The following is a 21,616-nucleotide window of genomic DNA, read 5'->3' on the forward strand; positions in this document are numbered from 1 at the left end:
CGCGCCCCGGCCGGTTCGGCCGAACGGGGTCACGTCGTGCTCGACAGGCGTTCGATGGCGGCCATCGGGACCGGGAGCCAGTCCGGGCGGTGGCGGGCCTCGTAGACGACCTCGTACACCGCCTTGTCCGTCTCGTAGGCCCGCAACAGCGCCGGATCGTCCCGAGGGTCGGTCCCGGCGGCCTCCGCGTATCCGGTGCAGTAGGCGGCCCGGCAGCGGGCCGCCCAGTCGGCGTTCCAGGGGCGGTGGGTGCGGGCCGCGTAGTCGAAGGAGCGGAGCATGCCGGCGATGTCCCGGACGGGCGGCTGCGGGCTGCGCCGCTCGTCCAGCGGCTTCGCGGGCTCGCCCTCGAAGTCGATCACGGCCCAGCCGCCGTCGGCGCCCCGCAGGGTCTGCCCCAGGTGCAGGTCGCCGTGGATGCGCTGGAGCCGCCCCGAGCCCGGGGCGTCCTGCACCGCGGCGAACACGGAACGCAGCCCCGGCACGTACGGCATCAGCGCGGGGACGGCCTGGGCGGCGGCGTGCAGCCGGGCGTCCATGGCCGCGGCGAGGTGCCGCGACCGGGACCGGCGCAGCGGCTCGGTGGGCAGCGCGGCGGCGAGCGCCAGGTGGACCTCCGCGGTGGCCCGGCCGAGCGCGAGCGCCTCGGCGGTGAACTCCCGCCCGTCGGCCAGCGCGTCGAGCGCCAGCCGCCAGCCGTCCCGCGAGTCGCGCAGGTACGGCTGGAGCACGCCCAGGGTGGCCGTGCGCGTCTCGAACCAGGCGACCGGCGCGGGGACCCGGGCGCAGCCCGCGCCGGCCAGGGCCAGCGGCAGCTCCAGATCCGGGTTGGCGCCGGGGCTGACCCGCCGGAAGATCTTCAGGATGAACGAATCTCCAAAGACCAGCGAGGAGTTGGACTGCTCGGCGTCCAGGACGCGCGGGGCCAGGGCGGGCGGGAGCGCCGTCGTGGTGTGGAAGTTCAGCGGGCCGATCCGGCCCGGCGAGCGCAGCCGCTCGTACAGCAGGCCGGCGAGCCGCGGGTCGCGCAGCCCCTCGTACACGGCCCGTCCGGCGAGCGGGCCCTGCCGGATCCGCCCGATCAGGGCGGGGGCGAGGCGCGGCGGCAGCTGGGGCCGGACGCCGAGGAGCAACTGGTAGCAGTCGGCGGGGGTTCCGGCCGGGCGGCCCGGCTGTTCGACCCGTACGAGCAGATGGAGGAGTCCGGGTCCGGTGCCGTCCAGCGGCAGCAGCTCGGTGGCCGCGTCCAGGGTGAATCCGGTGACCCGGCGGCCCTTGCCCGCGAACCAGCGTTGTCGGGGCAGCCAGCCGTGGAGCAGGGGTGTGAGCGACGGGAGGAGGGCGTCCGGGGCCCGGGTGGTGGATGCGGTCTCCGGCATGGCATCGCGTCCTTTCCCCGGGGTGCGCACATGGGGTTCGTATGCGTTCAAATGCGCAGAGTGTCCCGGATGGCGGCTTCGGCTGTCCGGCTGTGCGGGACGTGTCGGAAGGGGAAGATCCGTATGGGCCCGGCAAGAAGGCCCGTATGGACCTGAAGTGTGTGTGGGACACAGTTCCCTGTGCGGGGCGGGGGAAACCGCCCCACACGGGACAGAACTGAATTGACCGTACTTCAGGACCGCTTGAGGCGGAACCAGTAGAACCCGTGCCCGGCGAGGGTGAGCAGATACGGCAGCTGCCCGATCGCGGGGAACTCCACCCCGCCGATCAGCTCCACCGGCCGCACCCCGTCGAATCGGCGCAGGTCCAGCTCGGTCGGCTGGGCGTGACGGGAGAAGTTGTTCACGCACAGCACCAGATCGGCGTCCAGGCCCTCCTCGGGCGCGGTCTCGCGGAGGAAGGCGAGCACCGCCGGGTTGGTCGAGGGGAGTTCCGCGTACGTCCCCGTCCCGAAGGCGCGGTTCTGCTTCCGGATCTCGATCATCCGCTTCGTCCAGTGCAGCAGCGAGGACGGCGAGGCCATCCCCGCCTCCACGTTGGTCACCTGGTAGCCGTGGACCGGGTCCATGATGGTCGGCAGATAGAGCCGCCCCGGGTCGCAGGAGGAGAAGCCCGCGTTGCGGTCCGGGGTCCACTGCATCGGGGTGCGCACCCCGTCCCGGTCGCCCAGCCAGATGTTGTCGCCCATGCCGATCTCGTCGCCGTAGTACAGCACCGGGGAGCCCGGCAGCGAGAAGAGCAGCGCGGTGAACAGCTCCATCTGCTTGCGGTCGTTGTCGAGCAGCGGGGCGAGCCGCCGCCGGATGCCGATGTTGGCCCGCATCCGCGGGTCCTTGGCGTACTCGGCGTACATGTAGTCGCGCTCTTCGTCGGTGACCATCTCGAGCGTGAGCTCGTCGTGGTTGCGCAGGAAGATGCCCCACTGGCAGCCGGACGGGATCTCCGGGGTCTTCGCCAGGATCTCGGAGACCGGGTACCGGGACTCGCGCCGCACCGCCATGAAGATCCGCGGCATCACCGGGAAGTGGAAGGCCATGTGGCACTCGTCGCCGCCGGAGCGGAAGTCGCCGAAGTAGTCGACGACGTCCTCGGGCCACTGGTTCGCCTCGGCGAGCAGCACCGTGTCCGGGTAGTGCTCGTCGATCTCCTTGCGGACCTGCCGCAGGAGGGCGTGGGTGGCGGGCAGGTTCTCGCAGTTGGTGCCCTCCTGCTGGTACAGGTACGGCACCGCGTCGAGCCGGAAGCCGTCGATGCCCAGGTCCAGCCAGAAGCGCAGCGAGGACATGATCTCCTCCCGCACCGCCGGGTTCTCGTAGTTGAGGTCCGGCTGGTGGGAGAAGAAGCGGTGCCAGTAGTACTGCTTGCGCACCGGGTCGAAGGTCCAGTTGGAGGTCTCGGTGTCGACGAAGATGATCCGGGCGTCCGCGTACTGCTTGTCGTCGTCTGCCCAGACGTAGTAGTCGCCGTAGGGGCCCTCGGGATCGCTCCGGGACTCCTGGAACCACGGGTGCTGGTCGCTGGTGTGGTTCATGACGAAGTCGATGATCACGCGCATGCCGCGGGCGTGGGCCGCGTCCACGAACTCCACGAAGTCGGCGAGATCGCCGAACTCGGGCAGCACCGAGGTGTAGTCGGCGACGTCGTAGCCGCCGTCCCGCAACGGGGATTTGAAGAACGGCGGCAGCCAGAGGCAGTCGACGCCCAGCCACTGGAGGTAGTCCAGGCGGGACGTGATGCCCTTCAGGTCGCCTACTCCGTCGCCGTTGCTGTCCTGGAAGGAACGGACCAGGACCTCGTAGAAGACCGCCCGCTTGAACCAGTCGGGATCGCGGTCCTTGACGGGGGTGTCCTCGAAGGTGTCGGGGACGGGTTCGTTGACAGTCATGATGTGGGTGACCCTCCGGTCTGCGGGGACGGTCGCAGGACGAGCACGTGCGCGGGCGTGACGCCCGGCTCTAGGCGCACGTAGTTGTTCCTGCCCCAGTGATAGGTCTCGCCGGTGAGCTCGTCGCGCACCGGTACGGTCTCGTGCCAGTCGAGGCCGAGTTCCGGCATGTCCAACGAGACCGTGGCCTCCTGGGTGTGGTGGGGGTCGAGGTTGGCGACCACCAGAACGGTGTTCGAACCGGAGCGCTTGGCGTACGCGATCACGGCGTCGTTGTCGGTCGTGTGGAAGGTCAGGTTGCGCAGCCGGCGCAGCGCCGGATGCCGGCGCCGGATCCGGTTCAGGGCGGTGATCAGCGGGGCGATCGAGGCGCCCGAACGCTCCGCCGACTCCCAGTCACGCGGCCGCAGTTGGTACTTCTCCGAGTCCAGGTACTCCTCGCTGCCGTCCCGCAGCGGGGTGCCCTCGCACAGCTCGTACCCGGCGTACATGCCCCAGGTGGGCGACAGGGTGGCGGCGAGCACCGCCCGCACCTCGAAGGCCGGCCGGCCGCCGGTCTGGAGGTAGGCGTGCAGGATGTCCGGGGTGTTCACGAAGAAGTTGGGCCGCATGTGCGCGGCGGCCTCCCCGGAGAGTTCGGTCAGGTACTCCGTGAGCTCCTCCTTGGTGTTGCGCCAGGTGAAGTACGTGTACGACTGCTGGAAGCCGACCGCGCCCAGCGTGCGCATCATCGCCGGCCGGGTGAACGCCTCGGCCAGGAAGAGCACGTCCGGGTCGGCCCGGTTGATCTCGCCGATCACCCGCTCCCAGAACACCACCGGCTTGGTGTGCGGGTTGTCGACCCGGAAGATCCGCACCCCGTGGTCCATCCAGTGCCGCAGCACCCGGACGGTCTCGGCGACGATCCCGTCCATGCCGTCGGCGGCCCCGTCGAAGTCGATCGGGTAGATGTCCTGGTACTTCTTCGGCGGGTTCTCGGCGTACGCGATCGAGCCGTCCGGGCGGTGGCTGAACCACTCCGGGTGCTTCTCCACCCACGGGTGGTCGGGGGAGCACTGGAGCGCGAAGTCCAGGGCGACCTCCAGGCGCAGCTCGCGCGCCCGGGCGACGAACGCGTCGAAGTCCTCGATCGTGCCGAGGTCCGGGTGGACGGCGTCGTGGCCGCCCTCCGGCGAGCCGATCGCCCACGGCACGCCGACGTCCTCGGGGCTCGCCGACAGCGCGTTGTTGGGGCCCTTGCGGTGGGTGACGCCGATCGGGTGGATCGGCGGCAGGTACAGCACGTCGAAGCCCATCGCGGCGATCGCCGGCAGCCGCTCGGCGGCCGTGCGGAAGGTACCGGGGACGGTCCGGCCGCGGACCTTCCGCACGCCCTCGGAGCGCGGGAAGAACTCGTACCAGGAGCCGAACAGGGCCCGCTCGCGCTCCACCCGCAGCGGCAACGCGGGGGAGGCGGACAGCAGTTCGCGCAGCGGGTGCCGGGCCAGGGCGTCCAGGACGCGCGGGGCGAGCGAGGCCGCGAGCCGGACCGCGGCCGGCCGGGACTCGTCGCGCAGCGCGTCCGCCACCGCGAGCACCGCCTCCCGCCCGCCGCCCTTCTTCGGCACGCCCTTCGCGGCCCGCTCGTGCAGCAGCGCGCCCTCCACGAGGACCAGCTCGGAGTCGATCCCCGCCGGGATCTTGATCTTCGCGGTGTGCCGCCAGGTCGCCAGCGGATCGCTCCACGCCTCGACCGTGTACGACCAGGCGCCCTCGGCGTCCGGGGTGACCTCGGCGCCCCACCGGTCGGTGCCGGGGGCCAGTTCGCGCATCGGGGTCCAGGGTCCCGGCCGGCCGGAGGGGCCGCGCAGGACCACGTTGGCGGCGACGACGTCATGGCCCTCCCGGAAGACCGTGGCCGTGACCTCGAAGGTCTCGCCCACCACCGCCTTCGCGGGGCGGCGGCCGCAGTCGACCAGCGGGCGGACGTCCAGTACGGGAATGCGTCCCATGAGCGGATTCACAGCATCACCTGACGGTTCGCGAGGATTCGGGTGGTGGTGCGCTCTTTCTAGCTCCGTCGACGGCCGGCGGGTTGCGGGCATGACCGCTCCTGTGCGCGTTCACTCGGATGGCGGGTCTGGAAGGAGTACGGAGGGGTACGGGGAGGAGCCTTCCCATGGATTTCGGGTGGGCAATCCGGCGCTTTGTTAACTACTAGGGCGTAGCCGGACCGGCAAGAACACGTCCCGGACAAGAAACCGGCCCCGTCCTTGTCGGACGGGGCCGGTTCCCTCCGGTCCCGGACCGTGGCTCCGGTCCCTGGAGGTCTTCATGTGCGTGGATTCACGAGGTGTCGGGAGGTGCGATGCGGCGTCGGGAGGTGTCAGGAGGCGCAAGGGGCCGCCACGAGCCGCCGGGAGTCGTCACGAGCCGTCACGAGCCGCCGCGAGTCGTTCCGAGGCGTCACGAGGACGCGGCCTGCTCCTCCGTGTCGCTGTCGCCCGCCCACACCTGCCAGGGCTGCCGGGTCACCCACTCCTCCACCGGCGCCGGCTCCACCGCCAGGGCCTCCGCCGACACCCCGTCGTCGCCCGCGAGCAGCAGCGGATCGCCGCCCGCCGCCAGATGGTGGTAGATGCCGGCCACCCCGGCCGCCGTCTCCGGGCCCAGCAGCCCCGCCAGGCTCCGCTCGAACACCTCCGGCCGCAGCGGCACGTAGCGCACCGCGCGCCCGAGCCCCCGGCCGAAGGCCGCCGCCAGGTCCGGGCCGGTCAGCGACAGCGCGCCGCCGATGTCGAAGGTGCGGCCCTCCAGGCCCTCCCCGGTCAGCGCCGCGTACGCCGCCCGCGCCAGGTCCCGGTGGCTGATCCAGGCCACCGGCGTGGCCGCCGGCAGCGGATAGGCCAGCACGCCCCCGTTCACCAGGTCCGGCCCGTTCCACGGCGAGAACAGGTTGTCCAGATACACCGGGGGCCGGACGACGACCAGCGGCACCCCGCTGCGACGGAGCACGCCCTCCGCGGCCCGCCGCGTCTCGAACGCCGCCACCGACGTCGAGAGCGGCGGCACGCGCGTGTTGGCGTTGAACACCAGCCGCTCGACCCCCGCGTCGAGCGCCGCCCGGGCGATGCTCCGCGCGAAACCGCGTACCCGCTCCGCGTCGAAGACCAGCGGCATCGTCACGAACGCGTGCGTCGCGCCCTCGAACAGGCGCCGTACGTCGGCCGGGCTGCCCAGCTCGCCCGCCACGAACTCGGCCCCCGGCAGCGGCGGCCGGTCCCCGTCCGGGCGGCGCGTCAGCGTCCGCACCCGGTGCTGCCGCTCCGCGAGCAGCCGCGCCACGGCCCCGCCCTGGAAACCGGTCGCCCCCACGACCGCCACCCGCATCGGATTCTGACTGGACATGTGTCGATGAGGCCCTTCGATAGGCTGTGACCCGTTGCCGTGACGGCTCCTTCACAGGCTGTGGCGGCGGCTCCATCCGTTCAATTAACAAACCGGGGCGGAAGTTGAAGGATCGTCCATGGAAACCGTGGGAACCCAGCATGCCGACCAGTGCCAGACGGAGCACGAGGACCTCCTCAGCGAACTGCTGAAACCGCTCCGGCTCACCGGGGTCTTCGACAGCCGCTGGCACGTCAGCGCCCCCTGGGCCATCGAGGGCGACGCCGAGCAGAGCTGCGCCGTCCTCCACTACATCGTCGAGGGCGGCTGCTGGATCACCGGCGCCGGCCAGACCCCGATCGAACTGCGCGCCGGCGACCTCATCGTCTTCCCCACCGGCCTCGCGCACCGGCTCTCCGACCGCCCCGACCGCCAGGGCGTCCCGCTCAAGGCCGTCCTGCCCGAACGCCGGCCCGGCACCTCCGGCGAGATCCGCATCGAGGGCACCGGCGCCGAGAGCCGGCTGCTGTGCGCCGGGCTGCACTACGACGCCAGCGCCGCCACCGGCCTCTACCGCTCGCTGCCCTGGGCCCTCGTCCTCGACGGCGCCCAGGTCGACCGCGAGCCACTGCTCCGCGACACCCTCCGGCTGCTCGCCGCCCCCGACCGTCCCGTCGGCCCCGGCGACCGGCTGATCACCCTGCGCGCCTTCGAGATGGCCCTCGTCCTCGCCCTGCGCCCGCTCCTGCGGGAACTCGCCGGCAACCCCGCCGCCCTGCCCGTCCTCGGCCACCCCGGCATCAGCCGCGCCCTGGTGATGATCGCGACCCGCTTCGCCGAACCCTGGACCATAGACTCGCTCGCCCGCGAGGTCGGCATGTCCCGCTCCGCGTTCACCGCCGCCTTCCGCGACCTCGTCGGCGAGTCCCCGGCCCGCCACCTCACCGCCCGCCGCATGCAGGAAGCCGCCCGCCTCCTCACCGAGACGTCCCTCCCCCAGTCCTCCGTCCCACCCCGCGTCGGCTACCAGAGCGCCGTCGGCTTCCACCTCGCGTTCCGCAAGTGGTTCGCGATGACACCGGGGGAGTACCGGGCGGGGGTCGCGAACGCCGCCTGACCCGCCGTGCACCCCGCCGCGCGGGCTGGCCGGATCTTAAAGACCCCTGGACGGACGTTCATTGCCCGGGGGTCTTTCGGCCGTGGAGGCTCGGGACGGCACGTCGTGGTACCCCGCAGCACCCCCGAGGAGAGGCGAGACACCGGTGACGAGGTCAGGGCAGGAGTATCTGGCGGCGTTACGCGACGGGCGGGAGGTGTGGCTCGACGGGGAGCGGGTCGGGGACGTCACCGCGCATCCGGCCTTCCGCTCGGCCGCGGCCTCCTTCGCCCGGCTCTACGAGCTCGCCGCCGAGCCGGCCCTGCGCCCCGTCCTCACCCAGGGCGGGGTGCACCGCGCGTACGCCGTGCCGCGCTCCTACGAGGACCTGGTCGCCCGCCGGCTCGCCTACAAGGCGGGGGCGGAGGCCGGATACGGCTTCCTCGGGCGGACGCCCGACTACATGGCCTCCGGGGCGGCCGGGTTCGCCGCCCTGCCGGCCGCCTTCGGCGCCGAGGACAGCGACTTCGACGGGGGCGAGAACGCCCTCGCGTTCCACCGGCGGCTCGCCGAGGCCGACCTGCACTGCGCCTTCACCCTCACCGACCCGGCCTCCGGGACCGGCGAGGACGACCTGCGGATCCGGGCCGTCGAGGAGCGCGACGACGGGATCGTCGTACGCGGCGCCAAGAGCGTCGGCACCGGCGCCGTCTTCGCCGACGAGATCCTCGTCGGCACCATCGAACCCCTCGCCGCCGACGACGCCGAGCACGCCCTCAGCTTCTCCGTCCCCGTCGCCACCCCCGGCCTGAAGCTCATCTCCCGGAGCTCCTACGAGCAGCGCGCCCGGTCCGTCTTCGACCAGCCGCTGTCCTCCCGGTACGACGAGAACGACGCGCTGCTGGTCTGCGAGGACGTGTTCGTGCCGTGGGAGCGGGTGCTGACCTACCGGTCGCCGGCCGCCACCGCCGCCATGTGGTGGCGCACCCCCGCCTACCTCCACCTCACCCACCAGTCCGCGACCCGGTTCTGGACCAAGCTGGAGTTCCTCACCGGCCTCGCCATCCTCGTCGTACGCTCCCACGGGACGCAGGACGTGCCGGCCGTCACCCAGGCCGTCGGCCGGCTGCTCGGCGCCGTCGCCCAGGCCAAGGCGTTCGTCCTGGCCGCCGAGGCATCCTGGGAGGAGGTCGACGGCGGGCGGGGCGGTGTGCGGCCCGGGCAGGAGATCTCCTTCGCCCAGCGGATCATGGCCGGCGAGCTGTACCCCCGGGTCGTCCAGGACATCAAGCTGCTCGCCGGCGGGGCGCTGATCCAGCTCCCCGCGAGCGGCCGGGACCTCCTCCACCCGGAACTCGGGACGCTCGTCCACCGCTGGTTCCGCACCCCGGCCGAGCCCGCCGAGGACCGGATCAAGCTGCTCAAACTCGCCTGGGACGCCCTCGGTTCGGAGTTCGCCGGCCGCCACGAGCAGTACGAGCGCTTCTACCAGGGCGCCCCGCACGTCTACCTCACCATGCAGACCCGGGCCGGCGCCGCCGACGCCTGCGAGGCACTGGCCCGGGCCTGCCTCGACGGCTACGACCTGGGCACCAGCCGGTGAAAGCGCCGGGCCGACCGCTCCGCGCGGTCCGCCCGGCCGGGACCACCCCACCACTCACCCACCTCTCCCGAGGGGCCCGCTGTGATGCCGTACGACCTCGTCGTGCCCGGACTCGACGCACCCGCCGACCCGCGCTGCCGCACCGGCGACATCCGCGCCGCCGACCCGCTCGGCGCCGACGCCCTGCTCGCCGCCGTACCCGCGATGAACGCCGACGCCGACGTCGCCGCCCTCACCGTCGCCCTGCGCGCCGTCGTCCCCGACCCCGACCGGGCCGCCGACTGGAGCGTCGTCGCCGCCCTCGCCGCCATGCGCGACCTCGGCATCCTGCTCGGCTCGCTGAAACGGCACGGCGTCCAGCCCGTCACCGCCGTCCCCGAGGTGCTCCCGGTCCTCGAACTGCTCGCCCGGCGCACCGACATGGTGCCCCGCGACACCGTCCACCACTACACCGCCTGGAACCCGACCGGGACCCGCCGCCGCAGCTACACCGGCCACCCCATGGAGGCCCGCCTCCAGGAAGCCGTCCGGGCGACCTACCCCGCGCTCGTCGCCGCGCTCGACGACTGCGCCCTGATCGCCCGCCTCGAACCGTACGACCCCGGCTTCGCCGACGCCCTGGACCGCACCGGCCGGCACCTGCGGACCCTCGTCGACGCCATCGACCTCACCGTCGCCCACGTCTCGCCCGAGTACTTCGCGCGCACCCTGCGCCCCTACTTCGAGGAGATAGACGTCGCCGGACGGGAGTACCTCGGCCCCGCCGCGGCCCAGATCCCGCTCTGGCCGCTCGACCTGACGCTCTGGCAGTGCGACCGCCCGCACCCCGGCTACCAGACCTTCCTCGCCGACTCCCTCCCGTACGCCCTGCCGTCCTGGCGCGCCTTCCACGCCCGGCACCACGGCGGCGTCTCCGCCGTCGGCAAGCTCTCCGCCGCCGTCAGCTGGGAGAACGTCGAGCGGCTGCCCCCGGCCCTGGAGGCGTCCGCCCGTGCGCTCGCCCGGGTGCTGCGCCTGCTCAAGTCCTTCCGGGCCCGGCACCTCACCCTCGCCCGCAAGGCCTACCGCGACGGGCTGCGCCGGTACGACGAGGGCAGCGGCGGCGCCCCGGTCGTCCTGCTCCGCTCGATCCTCGACCTCACCCGCGACAACGAGACGCTGGTGCGCCGCAGCGGCGCCTGACGCAGGAGAACTCCCCATGACCCCCCACTTCGTGATCGCCGGCGGCGGAGTCGCCGGACTCACCACCGCGCTCGCCCTGCACGCCGTCGGCTTCGAGCGGGTCACCGTCGTCGAGGCCGCCCGCGAACTGCGCCCGGCCGGCGCCGGACTCAACCTGATGCCGGGCGCCGTCCGCGAGCTCGACGCGCTCGGACTGCTCGCCGCCCTGGAGTCCGGCGCCGCCCTGCGCACCCGCGAGCTGCGCTACTACCACCGCTCCGGCGCGCTGATCTCCCGCGAGCCGCGCGGCCTGGGCGCCGGCTACCGCTGGCCCCAGCTGTCCGTGCACCGCGCGCACCTCCAGCAGGTGCTCGCCGACGCCGTACGGGACCGGCTCGGGCCTGCCGCCGTCGTCCCGGGCGTCCGGGTGGCGGGCGTGGAACTCCCCGGCGGCGGGCGGCCCCGGCTGCGCCTGGTGCACCGCGACGGCGGGCGCCGGGGGCGGGCCTCGATGGAGCCGGACGTGCTGATCGGCGCCGACGGGATCCGCTCGGCGGTGCGGGCCGCGCTCCACCCGGGCGAGACGGGGCCGGTGTGGAACGGGATGCTGGTGTGGCGCGGGGTCTCCCGGCTGCCCGCGGCGGCCATCGGCTCCTTCATGCTGATCGCCGGGGACGACCGGCAGAAGGCCGTGGTCTACCCGATGACCCGGCCCCCGCGCCCCGGCGGCCAGGTGCTGGTCAACTGGGCGCTGGCCCGCCCGGCGGAGGGCGCGCCCGAGGAGCGGCTGCTGGGCGACTGGCGTCGGGACGTCCCTGTGGAAACGTTCCTGCACCATTTCGAGGGCTGGGAGTTCGACGGCGTCAGCATCCCCCGCGTCCTGCGCGCCGCCGACACCGCCCAGGAGTACCCCATGGTCGACCGCGACCCCCTCGACCGCTGGAGCCACGGCCGCACCACCCTCGTCGGCGACGCCGCCCACGCCATGTACCCCATCGGCTCCAACGGGGCCAGCCAGTCCGTCGTCGACGCCCGCGCCCTCGCCCACGCGCTCGCCTGCCACCCCGACCCGGCCGAGGCCCTGCGCGCCTACGAGGCGGAACGACGCCCCGTCACCACCGCCCTCCAGCAGGCCAACCGACGGCTCGGCCCCGAGGTCGTCATCGACCTCGCCCACCGGCGCGCCCCGCACGGCTTCACCGACGTCCACCAGGTCATCCCCGCCGAGGAGCTCGCCGCCATCGCCGGCCGCTACGCCGCCTCCGGCGCCTTCGACCCGGCCACCGTCAACCAGGGCTCCCCCTACGGGCCACCGTGCCTCCCCGCACGCGCCCCCCGCGCCGTGGCGGGACCCGTCACCTTCGCCTAGCCTCCGCCACGGAACCCGCGGACGCACAGCGTGGTGCTTCCGCTCCGCTCCGTCACACCCTGCGAAGGTGGAACACGTGAAGGCAATCCGTCGATTCACCGTGCGCCCCGTCCTCCCCGACACCCTTCGACCCCTCGCCGACCTGGCGCGCAACCTGCGCTGGTCCTGGCACGAACCCACCCGCGAACTCTTCGACTCCCTCGACCCCCTCGGGCACGCCGACGGCGATCCCGTCCGGGTGCTCGGCGCCATCGACGCCGGACGCCTCGCCGCGCTCGCCGCCGACCAGGACTTCCAGGCCCGGCTGCGGGCCGCCGCCGAGGACCTCGACTCCTACCTCCACCAGCCCCGCTGGTACCAGCGGCAGCCCGGCGAGCCGCCCGCCTCGATCGCGTACTTCTCGCCCGAGTTCGGCATCACCGCCGCCCTGCCCCAGTACTCCGGCGGCCTCGGCATCCTCGCCGGCGACCACCTCAAGGCCGCCAGCGACCTCGGCGTCCCGCTCATCGGCGTCGGACTCCTCTACCGCCACGGCTACTTCCGCCAGTCCCTCTCCCGCGACGGCTGGCAGCAGGAGCACTACCCCGTCCTCGACCCCGGCGAGCTCCCCGTCACCCTGCTCCGCGAGCCCGACGGCACCCCCGCCCGGGTCACCCTCGCCCTGCCCGGCGGCCGCAGCCTCCACGCCCACCTGTGGATCGCCCAGGTCGGCCGGGTCCCGCTGCTCATGCTCGACTCCGACGTCGAGGAGAACGCCCCCGGCGAACGCGAGGTCACCGACCGGCTCTACGGCGGCGGCAGCGAACACCGGCTGCTCCAGGAGATGCTGCTCGGCATCGGCGGCGTCCGCGCCGTCCGCACCTGGTGCCGGCTCACCGGCACCCCCGCACCCGAGGTCTTCCACACCAACGAGGGCCACGCCGGCCTCCTCGGCCTCGAACGCATCCGCGAACTCGGCGGACAGGGCCTCGACTTCGACGCCGCCCTGGAGACCGTCCGGGCCGGCACCGTCTTCACCACCCACACCCCCGTCCCCGCCGGCATCGACCGCTTCGACCGGGCCCTGGTCGCCCGCCACCTCGGCGAGGACGGCGAACTCCCCGGCGTCGACGTCGGCCGCGTCCTCGCCCTCGGCGACGAGACCCCCCTCGGCGGCGAGCCCGGCGTCTTCAACATGGCCGCCATGGGCCTCCGGCTCGCCCAGCGCGCCAACGGCGTCTCCACCCTGCACGGCGCCGTCAGCCGCGCCATGTTCGCCGGCCTCTGGCCCGGCTTCGACGGCGACGAGATCCCCGTCACCTCCGTCACCAACGGCGTCCACGCCCCCACCTGGACCGCCCCCGAGGTCGCCCGGCTCGACCCCGAGGCCGACGACCGCACCCTGTGGGAACTCCGCCGCACCCTGCGCGAACGCCTCGTCACCGACGTACGGCACCGGCTGCGGGCCTCCTGGCGCCAGCGCGGCGCCGCCGCCGCCGAACTCGGCTGGACCGACACCGTCCTCGACCCCGACGTCCTCACCATCGGCTTCGCCCGCCGCGTCCCCTCGTACAAGCGGCTCACCCTGATGCTGCGCGACAAGGACCGGCTCCGCGGCCTGCTGCTGCACCCCGAACGCCCCGTGCAGCTGGTCGTCGCCGGAAAGGCGCACCCCGCCGACGACGGCGGGAAGCGGCTGGTCCAGGAACTCGTCCGGTTCGCCGACGACCCGCGGGTACGCCACCGGATCGTCTTCCTGCCCGACTACGGCATGGGCATGGCCCGCGGCCTCTACCCCGGCTGCGACGTCTGGCTCAACAACCCGCTGCGCCCCCTGGAGGCCTGCGGCACCAGCGGCATGAAGGCCGCGCTCAACGGCTGCCTCAACCTCTCCGTCCTGGACGGCTGGTGGGACGAGTGGTTCGAGCCCGACTTCGGCTGGGCGATCCCCACCGCCGACGGGGCCGCCGCCCGCGACGAGGACCGCCGCGACGACCTGGAGGCCGCCGCCCTCTACGAGCTGATCGAGCGCCGGATCGCCCCCCGCTTCTACGACCGGGGCCCCGACGGGGTGCCGGCCGGCTGGACCACGATGGTCCGGCGCACCCTCGGCGACCTCGGTCCCAAGGTCCTCGCCGACCGGATGGTGCGGGAGTACGTGACCCGGCTGTACGCCCCCGCGGCCGCCGCCCGACGGGAGCTCGACCCGGCCGGGGCCCGCGCGCTCGCCGCCTGGAAGGCCACGGTGCGCGCCGCCTGGCCGAAGGTGTCCGTCGACCACGTGGAGATCGGCGACGGCCTGGAGGACGCCGAACTGGGCGCCACCCCCGCCGTCCGGGTCCGGGTGGCCCTCGGCGAACTCGACCCGGATGACGTCGAGGTGCAGGCCGTCACCGGCCGGGTCGACCCCGACGACCGCCTCGTCGACCCGAGGACGACCGTCCTCAAACCCGCCGGCGGCCCGGACCTCGAAGGCCGGATCCCCTACGGGGGCACCCTCTCCCTGGACCGCACCGGCCCCTTCGGCTGCACCGTCCGCGTCCTGCCGGCCCACCCCCGCCTCGCCCACCCGGCCGAGCTGGGCCTGGTCACCCACCCCACGGAGACGCACGCCGAGAACGGGGGAGTGATCCTGCGCTAGCCGCCCGGCGTCACGGCACCTCCGCCTTGTCCACGAGCCGCCCGCCGGTGAAGCAGAGCCGGTACACCGGGATCGCGGCGAACATCGTCGCCCGGTAGTACAGGCACTCGTCCATCCCGGGCGGCTCCGCCGGCACCCGCTGCGGACGCCCGTCCAGCGCCCGGTCGGGCAGCCACGCGCCGACCTCCGAGCGGGTCTGGCCGAGACGGACGCGGGCGTAGTCCTCCGGCTCCAGATACGACTGGTGCTGGGTGTACAGGGCGACGCCCGCCATCAGCAGGCCCAGCGCCACGAGCAGGGCCAGCGGGATCCAGATCACCCGGGCCAGCCCCCGGCGCACCTCGCGCCGGGCCCGGTCCAGCTCCCGCGCCGACCGGGGCGCGGCGGGGCGCGGCGCTGGCGGACGCGGCGGCAGGGCGGCGGACAGCTCGAAGCCGCCGTCCGCCGTGACCCGGTGGTGCAGCGTGCCGCCCGCGAGCCGCACCCGCTCGTCCAGCCCCACCAGCCCCGACCCGCCCGAGGCGAGCCCGGACCGCCCGGCCCCGGCGGGGCCACTGGTGACCCGGACCCGGACGGAGCGGGATGCGCTGGGGCTGGAGTCGGAGCCGGAGCCGGAGCCGGAGCCGGAGTCGGTGGCGGTGGCCGTGCCGGTGGCGCCGCCCGCCCGGCCTGTTCCGCCCGTCCCGCCTGTCCCGCCCGTCCCGCCCGTCCCCTCCCCGGTGTGCTCGACGGCGACCTCGACCGGTGACCCCGGTGCGTGCTTGGCCGCGTTGGTGAGGCCCTCCTGCACCACCCGGTGGACGGCCCGCGCGGTCATGTCCGCGAGGGGCGCGGCCCCCGCCGCCTGGCTGAAGCGGACCTCCATGCCGGAAGCGCGGGCTCGGGCGACCAGTTCGGCGACGGTCTCGTCGGCCGGGGCGACCGGGGCGGAGCTCGCCTCGTCGTCGCCCTCGCGGAGCACCCCGATGATGTCCCGCAGCCGCCCCGTCGCGTCGGCCGCCGCCCGGCGCAGCTCGCCCGCCGCCCGCTGCTGGTCGGCGCCGAGCGCGGGATCGACCTCCAGGGCGCCCGCGCGGACCGCGATGAGGGTCAGGTCGTGGCCGAGCGAGTCGTGCATGTCCCCGGCGATCCGGGAGCGTTCGCGCAGCCGCTCCCGGTCGGCGACGGCCGCCTGCTCGCGCTCCATCCGGTCGGCGAGCTCCCAGCCGCTGCGCACCAGCCGGTCGTACTGGCGCACGTACCGCCCGATCAGCCAGGGCGCGACGACCGCGAGGGCCAGCGACAGGACCAGCGCGAACCAGATCATCAGCGGCCGGCCGGTCAGCCGGACCAGCCCGAGGCCCACCACGGGCACCGCCGCGAACAGCCACAGCGCCGGCCGGGTCGCCTCCTCCCGCCGCCCGGCGAGGTAGCCGAAGGCCACCAGGGCCAGCGTGTACGAGGGGGTGAACAGCTCCGGACTGGTGGCCAGCGAGGCCGCCACCACGAGCGCCAGCGGCACCGTCGGCCACCGCCGCCCCAGCGCCACGCACACCGCGAGCACGGCCACACCGACGCCGACCCGGGTCCACGAGCCGCCGTCGTTCGGGTCCGACTTCAGCAGCACGGGGACGCAGAGCAGCAGCCACAGCGCGAGGTCGAAGGCCCGCTCGCGGGCCCGCTCACGCATCGGGCACCAGCCCCGCCTCGTACGCGAGGATCGCCAGCTGCACCCGGTTGCGCAGCCCGATCCGTCCCAGCACGGCGCTGACATGGGCCTTGACGGTGCCCTCGACGACGTACAGCCGCCCGGCGATCTCCTGGTTGGACAGGCCGGCCCCGACGAGGGCGACCACCTCGCGCTCCCGCCCGGTCAGCGGTTCGAGCCGGGCGCGGGCCTCGGCCGCCCGGGAGAACCGCCCGCCGCCGAGGGTGTCGAGGACCCGGCGGGCGACGGCGGGGGAGAGGAACGCGGCCCCCTCGGCCACCGCCCGCACGCCCGCGATCAGCTCCCGCGGATCGCCGGACTTGAGCAGGAAGCCGCTCACGCCGCTGCCGAGCGCCCGTTCGATGTACGCGTCCTCGGAGAAGGTGGTGAGCATGACGAGGGCCGCGTCGGGCACCGCGCGCCGCAGCTCCTCGGCCGCGCCGAGCCCGTCGAGCCGGGGCATCCGGATGTCGAGGAGCACGACGTCGGGCCGGTGCACCCGCGCGAGCTCCACGGCCTCGTGCCCGTCCCCGGCCTCGGCGACCACCTCGATGCCGGGGTCGCTGGCGAGGATGGCCCGGACCCCGGCCCTGATCATCGCCTCGTCGTCGGCAAGCAGCACCCTGATCATCCGGCCACCCTACGCAGACGCACGGACGCCCGGAGGGAGTGTTCCCTCCGGGCGTCCGTCAGTCAGTCCTGCCGTTCCGCTTCGGGTGGGTCCTCCCGCTCGGCGGGAGGCCGGTCCTTAGGGGAAGGTGAGCTTGAACTGGTTGATGTAGCCGGTGTCGATGGACGCCTTGTCCTGGACACGGAGCTTCCAGACGCCGTTGGCGACCTCGGAGGAGGCGTTCACGGTGTAGGTCTGGTTGATGTTGTCGGTGCTGCCACCGGCACGGTTGTGCAGGTTGTAGACCGAGCCGTCGGGGGCGATGAGGTCCACGACGAGGTCACCGATGTAGGTGTGGACGATGTTCACGCCGACGGCCAGGTTGGCCGGGGCGTTGCCCGTCACACCCGAGACGGTCACGGACGAGGTCACCGCGGCACCGTTGTCCGGGACGGACACGTCGGTGTCGTTGGTGAAGACCGTGCCGCCGGGGTTGCCGCCACCGGGGCGGGGACCGACGTTGATCGCGGCCCAGGCGTTCTCGACGGCCGTGACCTCGGGGCTGGTGGCGCCGTAGAGGTCGGTGGCCGCCGCGACGGTGCCGGTGCGGGCCGCGGCGTAGTTGGTGTTGGAGCTGAACTTGGTGGTGAGCGCCTTGAACCAGATCAGCGACGCCTTGTCACGGCCGATGCCGGTGACGGGCAGACCGTCCGAGGTGGGCGAGTCGTAGTTCACGCCGTTGATGGTCTTCGCACCACTGCCCTCGGAGAGCAGGTAGTAGAAGTGGTTCGCCGGGCCCGAGGAGTAGTGGACGTCGATGCCGCCGAGGCCCGAGTACCAGGCGTCCTTGGACGCGCCGTCCTTGCTCGGCTTGTCCATGTAGCGCAGCGGGGTGCCGTTGCCGTTGATGTTGATCTTCTCGCCGACGAGGTAGTCACCCTGGTCGGACGAGTTGTTGGCGTAGAACTCGACGGCCGCCGCGAAGATGTCCGAGGTGGCCTCGTTGAGGCCGCCGGACTCGCCGCTGTAGACCAGGCCGGCCGTGTTCGAGGTGACGCCGTGCGTCATCTCGTGCGCGGCCACGTCGATGGAGGTCAGGGGCTTGGTGTTGCCCTGGCCGTCGCCGTAGGTCATGCAGAAGCAGGAGTCGTCCCAGAACGCGTTGACGTACGCGTTGCCGTAGTGGACGCGGGAGTACGCGCCGACGCCGTCACCGCGGATGCCGCTGCGGCCGTAGACGTTCTTGTAGTAGTCCCAGGTGAGCGCCGCACCGTAGTGCGCGTCGGCGCCGGCCGTCTCCTTGTTGGCGGGAAGGCCGTTGCCCCAGGTGTCCGTGGTGTTCGTGAACAGCGTGCCGGTACCCGACGAACCACCGTTGAGGTTGTACGTCTTGTGGTTGCCGCGCGTGGTGTCCGTCAGCGTGTACGACGGGGCGGTGCCCAGGGTGACCTGGCCGCTGTACATCGTGTTGCCGACACCGGTCTCGATGCCCTGCCACTCGAACAGCTTGGCGCCGGACTTGGCGTCCGTGATGACGTGCAGCTGGTTCGGCGTGCCGTCGTGCTGGAGGCCGCCGACGACGGTCTCGTACGCGAGGACGGGGGTGCCGTTGGCGGCCCAGACGACCTTGCGCGGGGCGCGGTCGGCCTTGGCGCTCTTGGAGCCCTCGGCGTTCGCGCGGCCCAGCGCCTGGCGCTCGGCCGCGGCCGGCGCGAGGGTGGCGGCCGTGTCGACCTTGGTGATGTCGGCGCGGGTGGCCTTGGTGACGGACGTGGTGGCGCCCGCCTTGGTCTCCTCGACGATCAGGTCGCCACCGAGGACCGGGAGGCCCGCGAAGGTGCGCTCGTAGCGCGTGTGGGTCGACCCGTCGCGGTCCTGGATGACGTCGCGGACGACCAGCTTCTCCTGGGCACCGAGGCCGAGGCGCTTGGCCGTGGCCGAGGTGTCCGCCTGGGCGGCGCGGATCAGCGCGGCGCGCTGGGCCGGCGAGAGGTCGGCCGGCAGCTTGCCGGGGTTCGCCTTCGAGGCGACCTGCGCCTTGGGGGCGGCGCCGAACTGGTCGGCGGTGGCGGAACCGGACTGGACACCGACGGCGATCATGGCGGCGGCAGCGATCAGGGCGCCGGTCGCGGTGGCGCGACGGCTGGGCGTGGATCTCACGCAGACTCCTTTTGCGAGGGGGGTACCGGGAGGACTGGGTGATGCCGCCCGGGCTGAGCAAACAGAGCTGTGGAGCACGTACGGGTGATGCGCTGAACGTTGGTGCGAAGAGCCGGGGGAAGAGTGGCAGTTGTTGCCGCTGCCTGTCAGGAGCGCGTCAACAAGTTGGCCGGAAATCGTCCGCTGTTTGAAGGGCTCTGTTCGTTAAGCGGACGTTTCACCGATCATGGCCGCGATGCCGTCCGGCGTTCTCCGGCGGCCGAATAGCACCAGCGACTCCCCGCTGGTCGCGGGCCCTCCGGCCGCGGTCGGAGCACGGCGGAGGGGGTGGCGGCGGGTGGACCGGACCAGAGTGGGCGGTGGCTCGTTCTCATCCCTCCCCTCCTCGCCCGGGACCCCCGGAACCCGCCCTGCGGGCACCTCCGACGTGTCGGCCATTCCCACCCCTTGGACCGCCCGGCCCCCCGGCGTGCGGACGGGACCGCGTTCCACGCGAAAGCGCCCGCACGCCGGATCGGATGAACCGGTGTACGGGCGCTCGGAGTCGCCCCGGCGGTCTCGGTGGCCCCTGCCGTCCCGGCGGTCTCGGTGGCCTCGGCAGCCTCGGCAGCCTCGGCGGCCTCGTCAGCCCCGGCCGCCTCGGCAGCCCTGGCGGCCCCGGCGGCCTCGTCAGCCCACCAGGCTGTCGCGCCAGGCCTTGTGCAGGCCCGCGTAGCGGCCCTCGCCGCCCACCAGCTCCGCCGGCGAGCCGTCCTCCACCACCCGGCCCGACTCCATCACCAGGACCCGGTCCGCCACCTCGACCGTCGACAGGCGGTGCGCGATCACCACCGCCGTCCGGCCCGCGAGGACCGTGTCCATCGCCCGCTGCACCGCCCGCTCGCCCGGCACGTCCAGCGAACTCGTCGCCTCGTCCAGGATCAGCACCGCCGGATCCGCCAGCAACGCCCGCGCGAACGCCACCAACTGGCGCTGGCCCGCCGAGATCCGGCCGCCCCGCTTCCGTACGTCGGTGTCGTAGCCGTCCGGCAGCGCCACGATGAACTCGTGCGCGCCGATCGCCTTCGCCGCCCGCTCGATCTCCTCGCGGCTCGCCTCCGGGCGGCCGATCGCGATGTTCTCCGAGACCGTCCCCGAGAACAGGAACGCCTCCTGCGTCACCATCACCACGCCCCGCCGCAGCTCCGGCGTGGCCAGCTCGCGCAGATCCGCCCCGTCCAGGAGGACCCGCCCCTCCGTCGGGTCGTAGAAGCGGGCCAGCAGCTTCGCCAGCGTCGACTTGCCCGCGCCCGTCGAACCCACCACGGCGACCGTCTGGCCCGCCGGGATCGTCAGGTCGAAGCGCGGCAGCACCTCGCCGCCCGTCCGGTACGCGAACCGCACCCCCTCGAACACCACTTCACGGCCCGGCGCACCCGTCCGCACCGGCAGCTCCCGCGGCGCGGTCGCCTCCGGGACGCCCGGCCGCTGGGCCAGCAGACCCGCGATCTTCGCCAGCGAGGCCGCCGCCGACTCGTACGAGTTGAGGAACATGCCGAGCCGGTCGATCGGGTCGTACAGGCGCCGCACGTACAGCACCGCCGCCGCCAGCACACCCAGCTCCAGCGTGCCGCCCGCCACCCGGAACGCGCCCCACAGGCACATCCCGGCCACCGCCGTGTTCGCCACCAGCCGGGAACCCACCACATAGCGGGCCATCTCCAGGAGCGCGTCGCCGTTGCTGCGCTCATGGCGCGCGTTGAGGACCGCGAACTCCGCGTCGTTCGCCCGCTCCCGGCGGAACGCCCGCACCGGGCGGATCCCGTTCATCGTCTCCGCGAACTTCACGATCACCCTGGCGACGGCCGTGGACCGGACCGCGAACACCGCCGCGGAGCGGCGCCGGTAGCTCCGCACCAGCAGGTACAGCGGACCGAACGACGCCACCGCCACCGCGCCCATGCCCAGGTCCAGCCAGAGCAGCATCACCGAGATCGAGAGGAAGGACAGGGCCACCCCGAGGAGTTCCTGGAGGCCCTCGGAGAGCAGCTCGCGCAGCGACTCCACGTCCGTCGTCGAGCGGGAGATCAGCCGGCCCGACGTGTAGCGCTCGTGGAAGTCGACGCTGAGCTCCTGCGCGTGCCGGAAGATGCGGCCGCGCAGGTCCAGCAGGACCGCCTGGTTGACCCGGGCGGCCATCCGCACGAACGCGTACTGGAGCAGGCCGCCGGCCGCCGCGCAGGCCAGGTAGCCGAGGGCCACCGCGACGACGGGGGTGTGGTTCCCGGCGCGGAAGGCCGGGACGCCCTTGTCGATCGCGTACGCCACCAGCAGCGGGCCCGCCTGGAGGGCCAGTTGCTGGACCACGAGGACCAGCATCGCCGCCAGGGTCCTCGCGCGGTGGGCGCGCAGGAGGGAGCGGAGGAGGTGGCCGGTGGCGCCGGGGGGTGTGGGCAGGTCGTCCTGGTCGAAGGGGTCGGTGGGGCCTGTGGGGGGTGCGGGGTCCGTGGGGGGTGCGGGGTCCGTGGGGCCTGGCCGGTCCGTGGGGGGTGCGGGGGCCGGAACCTCCGCGGGGGTGGGGGTGTCCGGACTGCGACCTTCACTTCGCTTCGCTCGTTGCGGGCGCCGCCACGTCCGGAC

The 21,616-nt window shown here is 73.5% G+C and carries 13 protein-coding genes; 5 read left to right on the plus strand and 8 right to left on the minus strand.

The window, feature by feature from the left end; genetic code table 11:
* Positions 1-29: 29 nt before the first annotated feature.
* The 4 genes from AB0Q96_RS38275 to AB0Q96_RS38290 all read right to left on the minus strand — a co-directional run bounded on the left by AB0Q96_RS38275 (position 30) and on the right by AB0Q96_RS38290 (position 6,712).
* A complete protein-coding gene (locus tag AB0Q96_RS38275) occupies positions 30-1,379 on the minus strand; it encodes a maltokinase (protein WP_365333843.1) in 1,350 nt (449 codons plus the stop codon).
* A gap of 233 nt (positions 1,380-1,612) precedes the next feature.
* A complete protein-coding gene (treS, locus tag AB0Q96_RS38280) occupies positions 1,613-3,325 on the minus strand; it encodes a maltose alpha-D-glucosyltransferase (protein WP_365333845.1) in 1,713 nt (570 codons plus the stop codon).
* On the minus strand, positions 3,322-5,316 hold the full coding sequence (locus AB0Q96_RS38285) for an alpha-1,4-glucan--maltose-1-phosphate maltosyltransferase (RefSeq protein WP_365333847.1): 1,995 nt from the start codon (positions 5,314-5,316) through the stop codon (positions 3,322-3,324). Before AB0Q96_RS38285 ends, treS begins: the two co-directional genes overlap by 4 nt.
* A 454-nt stretch (positions 5,317-5,770) precedes the next feature.
* Positions 5,771-6,712, minus strand: a complete 942-nt coding sequence (locus AB0Q96_RS38290; RefSeq protein ID WP_365333849.1) for an NmrA family NAD(P)-binding protein — start codon at positions 6,710-6,712, stop codon at positions 5,771-5,773.
* A 118-nt stretch (positions 6,713-6,830) separates the two neighbouring features.
* Here AB0Q96_RS38290 and AB0Q96_RS38295 point away from each other — a divergent pair, with 118 nt between their 5' ends.
* The 5 genes from AB0Q96_RS38295 to glgP all read left to right on the plus strand — a co-directional run bounded on the left by AB0Q96_RS38295 (position 6,831) and on the right by glgP (position 14,540).
* Positions 6,831-7,808 (plus strand): AraC family transcriptional regulator, encoded by a 978-nt coding sequence (locus AB0Q96_RS38295; RefSeq protein WP_365333851.1) that lies wholly within the window; start codon positions 6,831-6,833, stop codon positions 7,806-7,808.
* Positions 7,809-7,953: 145 nt separating this feature from the next.
* Entirely contained in the window at positions 7,954-9,390 is a 1,437-nt protein-coding gene (locus AB0Q96_RS38300) for a 4-hydroxyphenylacetate 3-hydroxylase N-terminal domain-containing protein (RefSeq protein ID WP_365333853.1), read from the plus strand.
* A gap of 84 nt (positions 9,391-9,474) precedes the next feature.
* Positions 9,475-10,572 carry a monodechloroaminopyrrolnitrin synthase PrnB family protein gene (locus AB0Q96_RS38305; RefSeq protein ID WP_365333855.1) on the plus strand — a complete coding sequence of 366 codons (1,098 nt, stop codon included), beginning with the start codon at positions 9,475-9,477 and terminating at the stop codon, positions 10,570-10,572.
* Positions 10,573-10,588: 16 nt separating this feature from the next.
* Positions 10,589-11,920 carry an FAD-dependent monooxygenase gene (locus tag AB0Q96_RS38310; protein WP_365333857.1) on the plus strand — a complete coding sequence of 444 codons (1,332 nt, stop codon included), beginning with the start codon at positions 10,589-10,591 and terminating at the stop codon, positions 11,918-11,920.
* A gap of 76 nt (positions 11,921-11,996) precedes the next feature.
* Positions 11,997-14,540 (plus strand): alpha-glucan family phosphorylase, encoded by a 2,544-nt coding sequence (gene glgP / locus AB0Q96_RS38315; RefSeq protein ID WP_365333859.1) that lies wholly within the window; start codon positions 11,997-11,999, stop codon positions 14,538-14,540.
* 10 nt (positions 14,541-14,550) lie between these two features.
* Here the strand turns inward: glgP and AB0Q96_RS38320 are convergent, their stop codons facing one another.
* The 4 genes from AB0Q96_RS38320 to AB0Q96_RS38335 form a co-directional block, all read right to left on the minus strand.
* A complete protein-coding gene (locus AB0Q96_RS38320) occupies positions 14,551-16,209 on the minus strand; it encodes a histidine kinase (RefSeq protein WP_365333861.1) in 1,659 nt (552 codons plus the stop codon).
* Positions 16,202-16,858: a response regulator transcription factor gene (locus tag AB0Q96_RS38325; protein WP_365333863.1), complete on the minus strand. Its 657-nt coding sequence runs from the start codon at positions 16,856-16,858 to the stop codon at positions 16,202-16,204. Before AB0Q96_RS38325 ends, AB0Q96_RS38320 begins: the two co-directional genes overlap by 8 nt.
* A 117-nt stretch (positions 16,859-16,975) precedes the next feature.
* On the minus strand, positions 16,976-18,997 hold the full coding sequence (locus AB0Q96_RS38330) for a M4 family metallopeptidase (protein WP_365333865.1): 2,022 nt from the start codon (positions 18,995-18,997) through the stop codon (positions 16,976-16,978).
* A 669-nt stretch (positions 18,998-19,666) separates the two neighbouring features.
* The gene (locus AB0Q96_RS38335) at positions 19,667-21,355 is read right to left on the minus strand and encodes an ABC transporter ATP-binding protein (protein WP_365333867.1); all 1,689 of its coding nucleotides are present in this window, start codon (positions 21,353-21,355) and stop codon (positions 19,667-19,669) included.
* Between the last annotated feature and the right edge of the window lie 261 nt (positions 21,356-21,616).

This window comes from Streptomyces sp. NPDC093111 (assembly GCF_040683955.1).
Taxonomy (GTDB): domain Bacteria; phylum Actinomycetota; class Actinomycetes; order Streptomycetales; family Streptomycetaceae; genus Streptomyces.

What these genes read in the sequence shown, in the direction of transcription:
- AB0Q96_RS38275 (WP_365333843.1), bottom strand. Translation starts at nt 1,379, where the DNA reads ATGCCGGAGACCGCATCCACCACCCGGGCCCCGGACGCCCTCCTCCCG.
- treS (WP_365333845.1), bottom strand. Translation starts at nt 3,325, where the DNA reads ATGACTGTCAACGAACCCGTCCCCGACACCTTCGAGGACACCCCCGTC.
- AB0Q96_RS38285 (WP_365333847.1), bottom strand. Translation starts at nt 5,316, where the DNA reads ATGGGACGCATTCCCGTACTGGACGTCCGCCCGCTGGTCGACTGCGGC.
- AB0Q96_RS38290 (WP_365333849.1), bottom strand. Translation starts at nt 6,712, where the DNA reads ATGTCCAGTCAGAATCCGATGCGGGTGGCGGTCGTGGGGGCGACCGGT.
- AB0Q96_RS38295 (WP_365333851.1), top strand. Translation starts at nt 6,831, where the DNA reads ATGGAAACCGTGGGAACCCAGCATGCCGACCAGTGCCAGACGGAGCAC.
- AB0Q96_RS38305 (WP_365333855.1), top strand. Translation starts at nt 9,475, where the DNA reads ATGCCGTACGACCTCGTCGTGCCCGGACTCGACGCACCCGCCGACCCG.
- AB0Q96_RS38310 (WP_365333857.1), top strand. Translation starts at nt 10,589, where the DNA reads ATGACCCCCCACTTCGTGATCGCCGGCGGCGGAGTCGCCGGACTCACC.
- AB0Q96_RS38320 (WP_365333861.1), bottom strand. Translation starts at nt 16,209, where the DNA reads ATGCGTGAGCGGGCCCGCGAGCGGGCCTTCGACCTCGCGCTGTGGCTG.
- AB0Q96_RS38325 (WP_365333863.1), bottom strand. Translation starts at nt 16,858, where the DNA reads ATGATCAGGGTGCTGCTTGCCGACGACGAGGCGATGATCAGGGCCGGG.
- AB0Q96_RS38335 (WP_365333867.1), bottom strand. Translation starts at nt 21,355, where the DNA reads ATGCTGGTCCTCGTGGTCCAGCAACTGGCCCTCCAGGCGGGCCCGCTG.